Raw genomic sequence first — 15227 nt, forward strand, 5'->3', positions numbered from 1 at the left:
TGTGGTGGGTGCCGGTACCGATCGCGGTACCGGCACCCACCCGCGCCCAGGACCCGACAGCCCCAGGAGCCCACCCATGACCAGTGATTCGGCGGCGTCGGAGGCGGAGGCCACCGCCCGGCGCTGCGCGGAGGCCATGTACGCCGACGACCGGACCTGCCAGTCGCTCGGCATCACCATCGACCAGGTCGGCCCCGGCCGCGCCACCGCGCACCTCAAGCTCGCCGACACCATGGTGAACGGCCACGGCACGGCGCACGGCGGGTACCTGTTCCTGCTCGCCGACGCGGCCTTCGCCTACGCCTGCAACACCCACGACGTCGCCACCGTGGCCCAGGCGGCCCAGGTGACCTTCCTGCGCCCGGCCTCGGCCGGGGACGAGCTGGCCGCCGAGGCGGTGGAGCGCTCCCGGTTCGGCCGCAGCGGGATCTACGACGTCACGGTGCGCCGGGCGGACGGCAAGGTGATCGCCGAGTTCCGCGGCCAGAGCCAGTCGCTGCCGGGGCAGCGCGTCACGTCGTCCGGCCCGCAGTCGAAGGACAGGTGATCCCCATCGACACCGCACCCGACACCACCGCACCCGACACCACCGCGCCCGACACCACCGCACCCGACATCCGGCCCTGGGACCGGCGGGCGCTCCGGATCACCGAGGAGATCGTCGACCGGGTCGAGGCCACCGACCTCGACCGGCCGACCCCCTGCTCGGAGTGGACGCTGCACAAGCTGCTGGCCCACATGATCGGCCAGAACCACGGCTTCGCCGCCGCCGCCGAAGGCGTGCGGACCGAGCGCGCCGACTGGGCGGACCGCGAGTTCGGCGACGACTGGGCCGGTGCCTTCCGGGACTCCTCGGCCCGGGTCGCCCGGGCCTTCGCCCGGGAGGGCGTGCTGGACACCGAGTTCTGGCTGCCCGAGGTGCGCGGCGGACAGATGTTCCCGGCCCGTACGGCGATCGGCTTCCACTTCGTCGACTACGTGGTGCACGGCTGGGACGTGGCCGCCGCGATCGGGGTGCCCGCCGCGTACGAGGCGGAACTGCTCGACGCGGTGCTCCCGTACGTCGAGGAGGTGCCGGACGGGAGCAACCGGCTCCAGCCCGGGTCCTCCTTCCGGCCGGGGCTGGCCACCGGCAGCACCGACCGGCTGGACCGGATCCTGGCGATGCTCGGACGCTCGCCCCGCTGGCCGGTCGAAGCGGGCGAACCGGCCGACGCGGGCGCACCGCTGTCCGGCTCCGCGGAGCCGGGGGAGCCGGGCGCCGGGGCGTGACCCGCGCGCGCAACCTCCCCCTGCTGCTGGCCGCGACCTTCGCCGTCTTCTCCGACTACGCGCCGTTGCTCTCGGTGGTGCCGCTCTGGTCCGCGACCGGGGGCTCCTCGGGCGTCGGCGCCGGGGCGGCCACCGGGGTGACCATGGGCGCGGGCATCCTGGTGCAGCTGTGCATGGGCCGGCTGGTCCCGGCGCTCGGTCTGCGCCGGCTGCTGGTGACCGGCTCCCTGCTGCTCAGCCTGCCGACGGCGGCCTACCTGCTGTCGCCCGCGCTCGGGTGGGTGCTGGCCGTCTCGGCCGTCCGGGGCGCGGGGTTCGGCATGGCCGCCGTGGCGGGCAGCGCGCTGGCCGCCGAACTGGCCCCGCCGGGCCGGCGGGCCGCGGTGGTCGGCTGGTACGGGGCCGCCGCGGGGCTCCCGCAGGTGGTCTGCCTGCCGCTGGGGGTGTGGTGCGCGCAGACCTTCGGCTTCCCGGTGGTGTTCCTGGGGGCGACGGTGCTGGGCGGGCTCGCGGTACCGCTCGCGTGGGCGCTGGTGGTGCCGGCCGCGGTGCCTGCCGCGGCGCCTGCCGACGGGCCTGCTGCGGTGGAGCCGTCCGGGGTGGAGCCCGCGGCGGTGGCGGCGTCCGGGCCGGTGCCGACGGCTCCACCGCACCCGCCGGCCGGCGGATTCGCCCCGCTGGTCGGCCTGTTGGCGCTGCTGGCCGCGAGTGCGGCCGCGGTGGGCGGCGTCACCTCGTTCGTGGCCTTCGCGCTGCCGGCCCCGGGAGCGGCGGCGGTGGTGCTGTTCGCGCTGTCCGCCGCGATGATCCTGGGCCGGCTGGCGGCGGGCGGGCTCGCCGACCGGTTCGGCGAGGGCCGCACGCTGGTCCCGGCGGTGATCGCCGCGGCCCTCGGCACGGGCGGCATCGCCGCGGCGGTGCTGCTCACCGCTGCGGCGACGGTCCCGGCGGCCCTGGCGGCCGCGGTCTGCGGGGCGGGGTTCGGGGCGTTGCAGAACGAGACCCTGGTGCTGGTGTTCGCCCGGACCGGACCGGCCCGTCGCGGCATGGCCAGCACCGCTTGGAACATGGCGTACGACGTGGGCACCGGGGCCGGCTCCCTCCTGGTCGGTGTCGCCTCCCGGCTGGTCGGGGTGGGTGGGGCCTTCCTGCTGTCGGCCGTCGCGATGGCCGCGGTGCTGCCCGCGGCGCGGGCGCGGCCCGGGCGGCCCCGGTCGGGTCGGGTGCCGCCGGGGGAGTCGCGGCCCGGCCCCGCGCGGCCCGGCCCCTCGCAGCCCGGTCAGGCCGACGCGGGGACCGGGACCCGTCGGCGGACCTGACCGGGAACGGTGGCGTCCGCCAGTCGGGCCGCGCAGTCCGCGATCGCCCGGATCCGGGCGTTCTCCTCGGCGGTGCGCCAGATCAGCGCCACCGGCGCCGGTGGCAGGTCGTGGATCGCGACGAACGCCACGTCCGGCTGGGCGTAGTAGCGGGCCACCGACTCCGCCAGCGGCGCGACCCCCTTCCCGGCGGCCACCAGGGACAGGATCTCCTGGCAGGTCTGCACCTCCTGCCCCCGGCGCAGCACGTGCCCGGAGGGCGTCGCCACCGGCAGGTGGAAGTCCCGCCAGTAGTCGGGCGCGGTGTTCGCCAGGGCGAACACCGTCTCGCGCGCGATCTCCTCGATCGAGATCGACTGCCGCCCGGCGACCGGGTGGTCCAGGGCGACCGCCAGCATCCGCGACTCCAGGCCGATCACCGGCCCGACCGTGATGTCCGGCTCCTCGATCGGCAGCCGCACCACCAGGGCGTCCACCTCGCCCCGGCGCAGCGGGCCGAGCAGGTCGCTGCAGGCCACCTCGTGCAGGGTGATGTCGCACTCCGGCGCGTACGCCTGCCCGGCGCGTATCAGGCCCGCCGCGTACGATCCGCCGGCCGCGCCGGTGAAGCCCAGCCGCAGCTGTCCGTCGACGCCGCAGGCCTGGGCCACCGTCTCGGAGTACGCGGCGGTCATCTCCTGGTAGAGCGGCTTCAACCGGTCGACCAGGCCCACCCCCAGCTTGGTCAGCCTGACCTGACGGCTGGTCCGCTCGAACAGCTGGCCGCCGATGCGCTGCTCCACGTCCCGCAGCGTCTGGCTGACCCTGGACTGCGACACGCGCAGTCTCTTGGCGGCCTGCCCGAAGTGCAGTTCCTCCCCGAGTGTCAACAGTGTCCGTACCTCGCGCAGATCCAGCACCGGAACCGCCCCCTCCCGAATAGACATGTCTGCCTCAACAGATCGCACGGTCCTTACAATGCCGCATGACCAGCCGCCTGTTCGGGTAATCCCCAGTCTCCCGGACCCGGAAGCGTCGGTTCACGCAGTGGCCGGATTCGTGCGGTGGCGGCCGACTTCCGGCCCGGCGGCCCCCGACCCGACGGCCCGGGCGCGTCCATTCCTGGCAGTTCCGATACTCGATGAGGTGTTGATGCGACTAAGGATGCTGATACTCTGTCGATCACGCAGACAGCTCAGGGGTGCATGCCGACTACGGGGAACGGGTCGGCGGGGGCCGGGGCTGGACCGGGTGACGGTGCATCAGGCCACTTGAGGGAGTGGCCCGTTGTGCCGTGCCCGGTCGCCTGCGGTCCGACTGTCCGGGGTTCACGGGGGTGCATCGATGCAGGGCATGGCTGGGCGCGAAGCGGACGGTCTCCCGCCCCGGGCGGTCGCGGTGGTCGGGATCGGCTGCCGCTTCCCGCAGGCGGACGGGCCGGAGGCGTTCTGGCGGCTGCTGCGCGCCGGCGGGGACGCGGTCACCGAGCGCCCCGGCGACCGGGGGCCGGCCCGCGGCGGCTTCCTCGACCGGGTGGACGGCTTCGACCCGGAGTTCTTCGGCATCTCCCGCCGCGAGGCCGTCGCGATGGACCCGCAGCAGCGGTTGGCGCTCGAACTGGCCTGGGAGGCCCTGGAGGACGCCAGGACCGGACCGGCCGGGCTCGCCGGCAGCCGGACCGGCGTGTTCCTCGGCGTGATCGCCGACGACTACGCCGCGCTGCTGCACGGCCTCGGCCCCGAGGCGGTCACCGGGCACACCCTGACCGGACTGCAGCGCGGGGTGACCGCCAACCGGATCTCCTACGCGCTGGGCCTGCACGGGCCGAGCCTGGTGGTCGACACCGGGCAGTCCTCCTCGCTGACCGCCGTGCACCTGGCCTGCGCCAGCCTGCGCAGCGGTGAGTCCGAACTCGCGCTGGCCGGCGGGGTGAGCCTGATCCTGGCGCCGCAGAGCACCCTGGCCCTGGAGCGCGCCGGGACGCTCTCGCCCGCCGGGCGCTGCCACACCTTCGACGCCCGCGCCGACGGCTACGTCCGCGGCGAGGGCGGCGGGATCGTCGTCCTCAAACCGCTGGAGGCCGCCGTCCGGGACGGCGACCGGATCCACGCCGTCATCCGCGGCAGCGCCCTGAACAACGACGGGGCCACCGAGACGCTGCCCACCCCCGGCCGGGCCTCGCAGCGGCGGGTGCTGCTCGCGGCCTGCGCCGACGCGGGCGTCGAGCCGGGCGAGGTCCAGTACGTCGAACTGCACGGCTCGGGCACCCGGGCCGGGGACCCGGTCGAGGCCGCCGCGCTCGGCGCGGCGCTGGGCACCGCCCGGGCGGCGGGCGACCCGTTGCTGGTCGGATCGGTCAAGACCAACATCGGCCACCTGGAGGGCGCGGCCGGGATCGCCGGGCTCATCAAGGCCGTGCTGTGCGTCGGCGCGCGCGAACTCGTGCCCAGCCTGAACCACACCGGGCCCGGCGGGCGGATCCCGCTGGACGACCTCAACCTGGCGGTCAACACCGGGCTCCGGGACTGGCCGGCGCCCGAGCGGCCGCTGCTCGCCGGGGTCAGCTCCTTCGGCATCGGCGGCACCAACTGCCACGTGCTGCTGGCCGACTGGCGCGCGGGCGAGCCCGCGCCGGCGGGCGGCGGGGGCGCGGCCGGGGCGCTGCCCTGGGTGCTCTCGGGGCGGGACGAACCCGCGCTGCGGGACCAGGCGGAGCGGCTTCGGGCCCGGGTGACGGAGCGCCCGGAGCTCGGACCGGCCTCGGTGGGCCGCTCGCTGGCCCTCACCCGCAGCACCTTCGAACAGCGCTGCGTCGTCGTCGCGCACGACCGGGACGCCTTCCTCGCCGCCCTGGCGGCACGGGCGGCCGGGCAGCCGTCGGCGGCCGTGGTCGAGGGCCGGCACGACGGGCCGCCGGTCCGTCCGGTCTTCGTCTTCCCCGGCCAGGGCTCGCAGTGGGCCGGCATGGCGGCGGAACTGCTCGACGGATCGCCGGTCTTCGCCGAACGGATCGACGCCTGCGCGCAGGCCCTCCGCCCGTACGTGGACTGGTCGTTGACGGACGTGCTGCGCGGCGCCGAGGGAGCGCCGGCCCTGGCGGGCGACGAGGTGATCCAGCCCGCACTGTGGGCGGTGATGGTGTCGCTGGCCGCGCTGTGGCGCTCGGCCGGGGTGGAGCCCGCCGCCGTGGTGGCCCACTCCCAGGGCGAGATCGCCGCCGCCACCGCCGTGGGCGCGCTGTCGCTGGCGGACGGCGCGCGGATCGTCGCGCTGCGCAGCCGGGCGCTGAACCGGATCGCCGGTCGGGGCGGACTGCTGTCCGTCGAACTGCCCTCCGGGGAGGTCGGGTCGGACCTCGCGGCGGTGCACCCGGCGCTGTCGGTCGCGGCCGTCAACGGCCCCGCGCACACCGTGGTGGCCGGCCCGGCCGACGCGCTCGACGCGCTGGCCGCCCACTACGGGCCGCGGGTGCGCACCCGCCGGGTGCCGATCGACTACGCCTCGCACAGCGCGGCCGTCGAGGTCCTGCGGGAGGAGCTGCTCGCCGCCTTCGCCGGGGTCGCCCCGCGCGCCGTCGACGTGCCGTTCCACTCCACCGTCACGGCGGCGCCCGTGGACACCGCGGAGCTGGACGCCCACTACTGGTACCGCAACCTGCGCGAGCCGGTGCGCTTCGGGCCGGCCGTCGAGCGGCTGCTGGACGCGGGCCACACCGCCTTCCTGGAGATCAGCCCGCACCCGGTGCTGGCGCTGGGCCTCCGGCAGGCGGTCGACGCGCGCGGCGGCGCGGGCGCGGTGCTCGGCACGCTCCGGCGCGGGCGCGGGGACCGCCGCCGCTTCCTCACGGCGGCGGCCGAGGCCTTCGTCCGGGGCGTCGCGGTGGACTGGGCGGCGCTGCTGCCCGGCACGGCGCCGCTGGTCGACCTGCCGACGTACCCGTTCCAGCGGCGCTCCTGCTGGCCGGCGGGGCTGCCGGGGGCGACGCCGCAGGAGAGCGGGGGCACGGCGGACGCACCCGTAGCGCAGGCTCCCGTCACGCCGCAGGACCCCGTCGCACCGCAGGCCCCCGCCGTGGACCAGCGGGCGCTGCTGGAGCTGGTCCGGAGCCACACCGCCGTGGTGCTGGACGCCGGCTCGGCCGCCGAGGTCCGGCTCGGCCGGACCTTCCGGGAACTGGGCCTGGACTCCGCCATGGCGCTCGAACTGCGCGACCGGCTGTCGGCCGCGACCGGCCTGGCACTGGAGAGCACCGTCCTGTACGACCACCCCAGCCCGGCCGCCCTGGCCGGCGCGATCGGGGCGCTCCGGGCCGGCCCGGAGCCGGTGGCGCAGCCCCCGGAGGCAGCCGTGACCGCTGCGCCGGGGACCGACGCGGCGCCGGAGCCGGACGAGGACGACCCGGTGGTCATCGTCGGCATGGCCTGCCGCTACCCCGGCGGGGTGCGCTCGCCGGAGGACCTGTGGCGCCTGGTCGACACCGGGACGGACGCCACCGGGGACTTCCCGGACGACCGCGGCTGGGACCTGGCCGCGCTCTTCCACCCGGACCAGGAGCGGACCGGGACCTCGTACGTCCGCCGGGGCGGCTTCGTCCGGGAGGCGCCGGACTTCGACGCGGAGTTCTTCGGGATCAGCCCCCGCGAGGCCCTCGCCATGGACCCGCAGCAGCGGCTCCTGCTGGAGGTCGCCTGGGAGGCCCTGGAGCGCGCCGGGATCGACCCGACGGCGCTTGCGGGCAGCCGGACCGGCGTGTTCGCCGGTGCGATGCACGCCGACTACGGGCCCGGCATGGAGACGGCCGGCCCCGGCGTCGCCGGGCACCTGCTGACCGGCACCAGCGTGAGCGTGGTCTCCGGCCGGATCGCCTACCTGCTCGGCCTGAACGGCCCCGCGCTGACCGTGGACACCGCCTGCTCGGCCTCGCTGGTGGCGCTGCACCAGGCGGTGCGCTCGGTGCGCTCCGGGGAGTGCACGCTCGCCCTGGCCGGCGGCGTCACCGTGATGGCCACCCCCGGCATGTTCGTCGAGCTCTCCCGCCAGCGGGTGCTGGCCGCCGACGGCCGCTGCAAGGCGTTCTCCGCGCAGGCGGACGGCACCGGCTGGGGCGAGGGCGCCGGGATGGTGGTGGTCGAGCGGCTCTCCGCCGCCCGCCGCCACGGCCACCCGGTGCTGGCGGTCGTCGCGGGCAGCGCCGTCAACTCCGACGGCGCCTCCAACGGGCTGTCCGCGCCGAACGGCCTCGCCCAGCAGCGCGTCATCGAGGACGCCCTCGCCGACGCCGGACTCACCCCGCGCCAGGTCGACGCCGTCGAGGCGCACGGCACCGGCACCGCGCTGGGCGACCCGATCGAGGCGAACGCCCTGCTCGCCACCTACGGTCAGGACCGGGACGGGCGGCGGCCGCTGTGGCTGGGCTCGCTCAAGTCCAACATCGGGCACGCCCAGGCGGCGGCCGGCGTCGGCGGCGTGATCAAGATGGTGCAGGCGATCCGGCACGCCACCCTGCCCGCGACCCTGCACGTCGACCGGCCGTCCCCGCACGTGGACTGGACGGCCGGAGCGGTGGCCCTGCTCGACCGGGCCCGGCCCTGGCCGCGGACCGGCGGGCCCCGGCGCGGCGGCGTCTCCTCCTTCGGGATCAGCGGCACCAACGCACACGTCATCCTCACCGAGCCGCCCGTCGTCGCGGCCGGAACCGAGGCCGGAACCGACGCCGGGACCGAGGCCGGAACCGACGCCGGGACCGACGCCGGAACCGCGGAGCAGCCGCAGCGCCCGCCGGTGGTGCCGGTGGTGCTGTCCGCCCGCACCCCCGAGGCGCTGCGCGAGCAGGCCCGGCGGCTGGCCGCCGCCCCGCTCGACCCGACCGCGGCCGCACCGGCCCTGACCGCCCGTACGGCCTTCGACGAGCGCGCCGTGGTGATCGCCGCCGACCGCGCCGAGGCCGACCGGGCGCTGGACGCCCTGGCCCGCGGCGAGGAGAACCGCGCCGTCGTCACCGGCCGGGCCGGTGAGCCCGGGCGGACCGTCCTGGTCTTCCCCGGCCAGGGCGGCCAGTGGCAGGGGATGGCGGCGGCGCTCGCCGCCGAGAGCCCGGTCTTCGCGGCCCGGCTGGCCGAGTGCGAGCGGGCGCTCGCGCCGTACGTGGACTGGTCGTTGGCGGACGTCCTGGCCGGGGCGCCGCTGCTGGACCGGATCGACGTCGTGCAGCCCGCGCTGTGGGCCGTGATGGTGTCGCTGGCCGAACTGTGGCGCGCCGCCGGGGTCGTCCCGGACGCCGTGGTCGGCCACTCCCAGGGCGAGATCGCCGCCGCCGTGGTGGCCGGGGCGCTCTCGCTGGAGGACGGCGCCCGCGCCATCGCGCTGCGCAGCAGCGTGGCGATCGAGCTGATGGGCAAGGGCGCGATGGCCGTCGTCCCGCTGCCCGCCGCGCGGGTGCGGGAACGGCTCGTCGAGCCGCTGGCCGTCGCCGCGGTCAACGGCCCCGGCAGTACGGCCGTGGCCGGGCCGCCGGCGGCGATCGCCGAACTGGTCGACGGCTACCGGGCAGAGGGCGTCGAGGCCCGGGTGATCCCGGCGGCCTTCGCCTCGCACTGCCCGGCGGTCGAACCGATCCGGGAACGGATCCTGGCCGGCCTGGCGCCGCTGACCCCGCGCGGCGGCGGCACGGCGCTGATGTCCTCGGTCACCGCCGACTGGCAGGACGGCGCCGGGCTCGACGCCTCCTACTGGTACGCCAACCTGCGGCACACCGTGCGCTTCCAGGAGGCCGTCGAGGCGCTGATCGCCGCCGGCCACACCACCTTCGTCGAGGTCGGCCCGCACCCGGTGCTGGTCGCCAGCATCGGCCGGATCCTGGAGGAGGCCGGGGTCGAGGGGACGGTGACGGGCTCGCTGCGCCGCGAGGACGGCGGACTGCGCCGCTTCCTCACCTCCGCCGCCGAGGCCCACGTCCGGGGCCTGCCGATCGCCTGGGACCGGCTCACCGGCACCGGTACCGGCACCGCCGCCGACCGCCCCGAGCTGCCCACCTACCCCTTCCAGGGGCGCCGCTACTGGCTCACCGCCACCGCCGGACCGACCGGCACCGCCGGCCTCGGCCAGGCCCCGGCCGACCACCCGCTGCTCGGCGCGGCCGTCGAACTCGGCGACGGCGAAACGGTGTTCACCGGACGGCTGGCGACCCGCAGCCACCCCTGGCTGGCCGACCACGCCCTCGCCGGTGCGGTCGTGCTGCCCGGCAGCGCCTTCCTGGACCTGGCCCTGCACGCGGGTGCCCGGTCCGGGGCGGCCCGGATCGAGGAACTGACCGTCACCGCACCGCTGGTGCTGCCCGCGGACGGCGCCGTCGACCTGCGGGTCCGGATCACCGGCGCGGATGGCGCCGGGCTGCGGACCTGCCGGATCTCCGGCCGGGCGACCGGCGGGGAGTGGACCGAGCACGCCACCGGCACCCTCGGGGCCGCTGGAGCCGTACCGTTCGAGGAGGCCGGGGAGGCCGGGGAGTGGCCGCCGACCGGCGCCGTGCCGGTGCCGCCGGAGCGCGCGTACCAGGACCTCGCCCTGCACGGCCACGCGTACGGGCCGGTGTTCCAGGGACTGCGGGCCGCCTGGCGGCGCGACGGCGAACGGTTCGCCGAGGCCGTCCTGCCCGAGCCGGCCGCCGGGGCCGCCGGGGCCCACCACCTGCACCCCGCCCTGCTCGACGCAGCCCTGCACGGGCTGATCGCCGACGCGCTGGGGCAGCACGGGCGGCGCACCCAGCCGCTGCGCTGGCGCGGCGTGTCGCTGACCGGCGGTGGTGGCCCGACGGCCCTGCGGGTGCACGCGGTGCGCGCCGCGGGCGGAGGCCTCCGGCTGACCCTGCGGGACGCCTCGGGGGCGGCGGTGGGGCTGGTCGAGTCGGTCGAGCTGTGCCCGGTCGCGGAGACCGGCGGCTCGGTCGATCCCGAAGCCGCCGCGCGGGACTCGCTGTTCGCGCTCGGCTGGGAGCAACTGGGATTTCTCGAAAGCGATCTGACGGAACATCATGCACCCGTTCCGTGGGACGCCCTCGATCTGGAGGCGCTGTGCACGGCGGCCGGGCCGCCCGCACACGTCCTGGTGGACTGTCCGGCGGGTGCGGACGGGACCGATCCGGCGACGGCGGCCCGTACCGTGACCCGCCGGACGCGGGACCTGCTCGGCCGCTGGCTGGCCGAGGAGCGGCTCGCCGGGGCCCGGCTGGTGCTGGTGACCCGCGGGGCGGTCGCCGTCCGAGGCGGCGAGACCGTCCGGGACCTCGCCCAGGCGGCGGCCTGGGGGCTGGTGCGGACGGCCCAGGTCGAGCACCCGGGCCGGTTCGTCCTGGTCGACCTCGGGCCGGAGACGGCCGGGGTCCCGGCCGAGGCGCTGACGCCGGAGGAGCACCAGCTGGCCGCCCGGGACGGATCCGTCCTGGTGCCCCGGCTGCGATCCGCAGCGGGGGAGCGCGCGTTGACGGTCCCGAAGGACGCGGTGGACTGGCGGCTGGACCTCTCCGGGCCCGGCACCCTCGACGCCCTGGAGCTGCGCCCCTGCCCCGAGGCCGCCGCCGCACCGGGCCCCGGCCTGGTCCGGATCGCGGTCCGCGCCGCCGGGCTCACCTTCCACGACGTCCTGGGCGCGCTGGACCTGCACGCCGGGGACCCGGGCCCGCTCGGGCTGGAGGGCGCGGGCGTGGTCACCGCGACCGGCCCCGGGGTCACCGGGCTGACCGTCGGCGACCGGGTGATGGGCCTGTTCCCCGCCGCCCTCGGCACCGTCGCCCACGCCGACCACCGCACCCTGGTGCGGATCCCCGAGGGCTGGTCCTTCACCCGGGCCGCCGCCGTGCCGGTCGCCCACCTGGCCGCCCTGCACGCCCTGGTCGACCTGGGCGGGGTGCGCGCGGGCGACGCCGTGCTGATCCACGCCGGGGCGGGCGGTGTCGGCACGGCCGCCGTCCAACTCGCCCGGCACCTGGGCGCGGAGGTCTTCGCGACCGCCGCCCCCGCCAAGTGGCCCGCCCTGCGCGCCCTCGGGCTGGACGACGCCCACCTGGCCTCCTCCCGTGAGCCCGGCTTCGGCGCGCGCTTCGCCGAACTCCCCTCCGGCGCTCGGGGGATGGCGTTCGTCCTGAACTCGCTGACCGGTGCGGCCGTCGACGAGTCCCTGCGGTCGCTGCGCCCCGGCGGCCTGCTGGTCGAACTCGGCCGGGCCGACCGGCGCGACCCCGCCGAGGTGGCCGCCGCCCACCCCGGGGCCCGCTACCGGGCGATGAACCTGCTGGAGCTGCCGCCCGAGCACCTCGGCCGGCTGCTGCGCCGGGTGGTCGAGCTGTTCGCCGAGGGCGCGTTCGGCCGGGCGCCGGTGACCGACCTGGACGTGCGGCGCGCACCCGAGGCCTTCGGGCTGCTGAGCCGGGGCGGGCACGTCGGCAAGGTCGTGCTGACCGTGCCGCCGGTCCTCGACCCGGACGGGACCGTCCTGATCACCGGCGGCACGGGCGCCATCGGCCGGGCCCTCGCCCGGCACCTGGTCACCGCCCACGGCGCCCGACGGCTGCTGCTGGCCGGACGGCGCGGCGCGGACGCGCCCGGCGCGGCCGAACTCGCCGCCGAACTGGCGGAGTCGGGCGCCGAGGTGCGGTTCGCCGCGGTCGACGTCGCCGACCGGGCCGCGGTGGCCGCGATGATCGCCGCCGTCCCCGAGCGGCACCCGCTGACCGCCGTGGTCCACGCCGCGGGCGTGGTGGACGACGCCCCGATCACCTCGCTCACCCCCGACCGGATCGACCGGGTGATGCGGACCAAGGCCGACGGCGCCTGGCACCTGCACGAGTTGACCGCCGGCCACCCGCTCACCGCCTTCGTGCTGATCTCCTCCGTGATGGCGACGCTCGGCGGCGCCGGGCAGGGCGGCTACACCGCCGCCAACGCCTTCCTGGACGCGCTCGCCCGGCACCGCCGCACCCAGGGCCTGCCCGGGCTCGCCCTCGGCTGGGGCCTGTGGGACGACCCGGACGGCATGCTCGGCGGGCTCGGCGCCGCCGACCGCGCCCGCTTCGCCCGGGCCGGACTGGTCGCGATGGCGCCCGAGCTCGGCCTCGCCCTGCTGGACGCGGCGCTGCCGTCCCCGCACGCCGCCCTGCTGCCCGCCCGGCTGGACCGCGCGGCGCTGCGCGAGCTCGGCGGCGACCTGCCGCCGGTGCTGCGCTCCGTCCTGGCCGCCGCCGGGCCGCAGCGGCCCGGGAACGCCCCCGGGCGGCGCGACCGGCCGCTGCGGGAGGAGCTGGCCGGGCTGGGCGCCGAGGAACGCGCGGAGCTGCTCGCCGAGTTGATCCGCACCCAGACGGCCGCCGTCCTGGGCTGCCGGCCCGAGGCCGTCCCGGCCGACCGGCCGTTCGGCGAGCTCGGCTTCGACTCGCTCACCTCGGTCGAGTTCCGCAACCGGCTCGGCGCGGCGACGGAGGTCAAGCTGCCCGTCACCCTGCTGTTCGAGGCGCCGACGCTGCCGGAGCTGGTCGCGGTGCTGGACGCCGCGCTCGCACCGGCCGAGGCCGCCGAACCGGAACCCGTGACGGCGCCGGCGGAACCGCAGGTGGCGGCGGAGCCGGCCGACCCGGCGGAGGACGTGGCGGCGCTGATCGAGGCCGCCACCGCCGAGGAGCTGTTCGCCTTCATCGACGCCCAGCTGACCTGACACCGCCCCCACCCCCCACCGGCCACCCCCACCCTCCCCGCAAGGACCGATCCGTCATGGCATCAGCAGCAGTGACACCGGCAGCCGACGAGAAGCTGCTCGGCTACCTCAAGCGCCTCACCGTCGACCTGCACCAGGCCCGCGAGCGCCTGCGCGAACTGGAGGAGGGGCCGCAGGAGCCGATCGCGATCGTCGGCATGGCCTGCCGCTACCCGGGCGGCATCGACTCGCCCGAGGCCCTGTGGCGGCTGCTGGCCTCCGAGGGGGAGACCGTCGGCGCGTTCCCCCGCGACCGCGGCTGGGCGGAGGGCCTGCACGACCCCGCCGGCGGGGGCCCGAGCCTGACCGGCTCCGGCGGCTTCCTGCCCGACGCGGCCGACTTCGACGCGGCCTTCTTCGGCATCAGCCCGCGCGAGGCGCTCGCCATGGACCCGCAGCAGCGGCTGCTGCTGGAGACCGCCTGGCGGGCCTTCGAGGACGCCGGGATCGACCCGGAGTCGGTGCGCGACAGCGAGACCGGGGTGTTCACCGGGCTGTCCTGCCTGGACTACGGGCAGGGGCGCGGCGAGGTGCCCGAGGAGGCGGAGGGCTTCCTGACCACCGGCTCGGTGGGCGGCGCCGCCGCCGGCCGGATCTCGTACACGCTGGGCCTGCGCGGCCCCTCGCTGACCGTGGAGACGGCCTGTTCGTCCTCCCTGGTGGCGCTGCACCTGGCCGTGCAGTCGCTGCGCCGCGGCGAGTGCGCGATGGCGCTGGCGGGCGGCGCGACGGTGATGGCCACCCCGCAGCTGTTCACCGAGTTCACCCGGATGCAGGGGCTGTCGCCGGACGGCCGATGTCGCCCGTTCTCCGCGCAGGCCGCGGGCAGCGGGCTCGCCGAGGGCGTGGGCGTGCTGCTGGTGGAGCGGCTGTCGGACGCCCGGCGGCTTGGCCACCCCGTGCTGGCCGTGGTGCGCGGCAGCGCGGTGAACCAGGACGGCGCCAGCAACGGCTTCACCGCGCCCAGCGGCTCGGCCCAACAGCGGGTCGTCCGGCAGGCGTTGGCCGACGCCCGGCTCTCGCCCGGCGACGTCCAGGTGGTGGAGGCGAGCAGCACCGGCACCCCGCTCGGCGACCCGATCGAGGCCCGCGCCCTGCTGGCCGCCTACGGGCGCGACCGCGACCCCGGGCAGCCGCTGCGGCTCGGCTCGCTCAAGCCCAACATCGGGCACACCCAGGCGGCGGCGGGCGTCGCCGGGGTGATCAAGACCGTGCTGTCGATGCGGTACGGCCGGCTCCCCGCCACCCTGCACGTCGCCGAGCCCACCCCGCACGTCGACTGGTCGGCGGGCGCGGTCGAGCTGGTCGCGGAGGCGAGCGACTGGCCGCCGAGCGCGGGGCCCCGGCGGGCCGGGGTGTCCTCGCAGGGCATCACCGGCACCAACGCCCACGTGATCATCGAGGAGGCCCCGGCGGCCGCCCCCGGCGACGGCGCGGAGGCGGCGCCGGACCGTCCGGAGCTGCTCACCCTGTCGGCGAAGACACCGGCCGCCCTCGCCGAACTCGCCGTCCGCTACGCCGAGTCGCTCGACTCCGGGCTCGCCGACCGGTCGCTCGCGGAGATCTGCCGGACCACCGGCCTCGGGCGGGCGCACTTCCCGCACCGGCTCACCGCCGTCGCCTCCTCCACCGCCGAGCTGCGCGGGCTGCTCGCCCGGACCGGCCCGGACGGGGAACGGCCCGCCGGGGTCCGCCGCGGGGCCCGCACCCCGGAGGGCGGGCGCGGACCGGTGTTCCTGTTCACCGGCGGCCCGGCGGGGCGGTTCGCCGACGCGGCGGCCGAGTTGGCCGCGACCGAGCCGGTCTTCCGCAGCGCCCTGGAGCGGTGCGCCGAGCAGCCCGGCGACCGGCCCTCGGCGTCCGCCGTCCAGTACGCGCTGGCCGAGCTGTGGCGGTCCTGGGGCGTGCAGCCCGCCG

General features: G+C 77.3%; 4 protein-coding genes and 1 pseudogene. 4 read left to right on the top strand and 1 reads right to left on the bottom strand.

From position 1 onward, the window contains the following. Window positions 1-76 precede the first annotated feature (76 nt). Genes paaI through ACFY2K_RS04350 form a run of 3 tightly spaced genes read left to right on the top strand, consistent with a single transcriptional unit; the run spans window position 77 to window position 2591 of the window. Window positions 77-547, top strand: coding sequence for a hydroxyphenylacetyl-CoA thioesterase PaaI (paaI, locus tag ACFY2K_RS04340; protein ID WP_380396569.1), 471 nt, complete (start codon window positions 77-79; stop codon window positions 545-547). Further along, window positions 544-1272 carry a TIGR03086 family metal-binding protein gene (locus ACFY2K_RS04345; protein ID WP_380523193.1) on the top strand — a complete coding sequence of 243 codons (729 nt, stop codon included), beginning with the start codon at window positions 544-546 and terminating at the stop codon, window positions 1270-1272. Before paaI ends, ACFY2K_RS04345 begins: the two co-directional genes overlap by 4 nt. After that, on the top strand, window positions 1269-2591 hold the full coding sequence (locus ACFY2K_RS04350) for an MFS transporter (RefSeq protein WP_387709533.1): 1323 nt from the start codon (window positions 1269-1271) through the stop codon (window positions 2589-2591). Before ACFY2K_RS04345 ends, ACFY2K_RS04350 begins: the two co-directional genes overlap by 4 nt. Here the strand turns inward: ACFY2K_RS04350 and ACFY2K_RS04355 are convergent. After that, window positions 2552-3517, bottom strand: coding sequence for a LysR family transcriptional regulator (locus tag ACFY2K_RS04355; protein ID WP_375887250.1), 966 nt, complete (start codon window positions 3515-3517; stop codon window positions 2552-2554). The genes ACFY2K_RS04350 and ACFY2K_RS04355 overlap by 40 nt on opposite strands. A gap of 406 nt (window positions 3518-3923) precedes the next feature. Here ACFY2K_RS04355 and ACFY2K_RS04360 point away from each other — a divergent pair. Further along, window positions 3924-15217: pseudogene (locus tag ACFY2K_RS04360) on the top strand (type I polyketide synthase); the annotation flags it as partial. Between the last annotated feature and the right edge of the window lie 10 nt (window positions 15218-15227).

The sequence above is a fragment of the Kitasatospora sp. NPDC001309 genome, from assembly GCF_042896295.1.
GTDB lineage: Bacteria > Actinomycetota > Actinomycetes > Streptomycetales > Streptomycetaceae > Kitasatospora.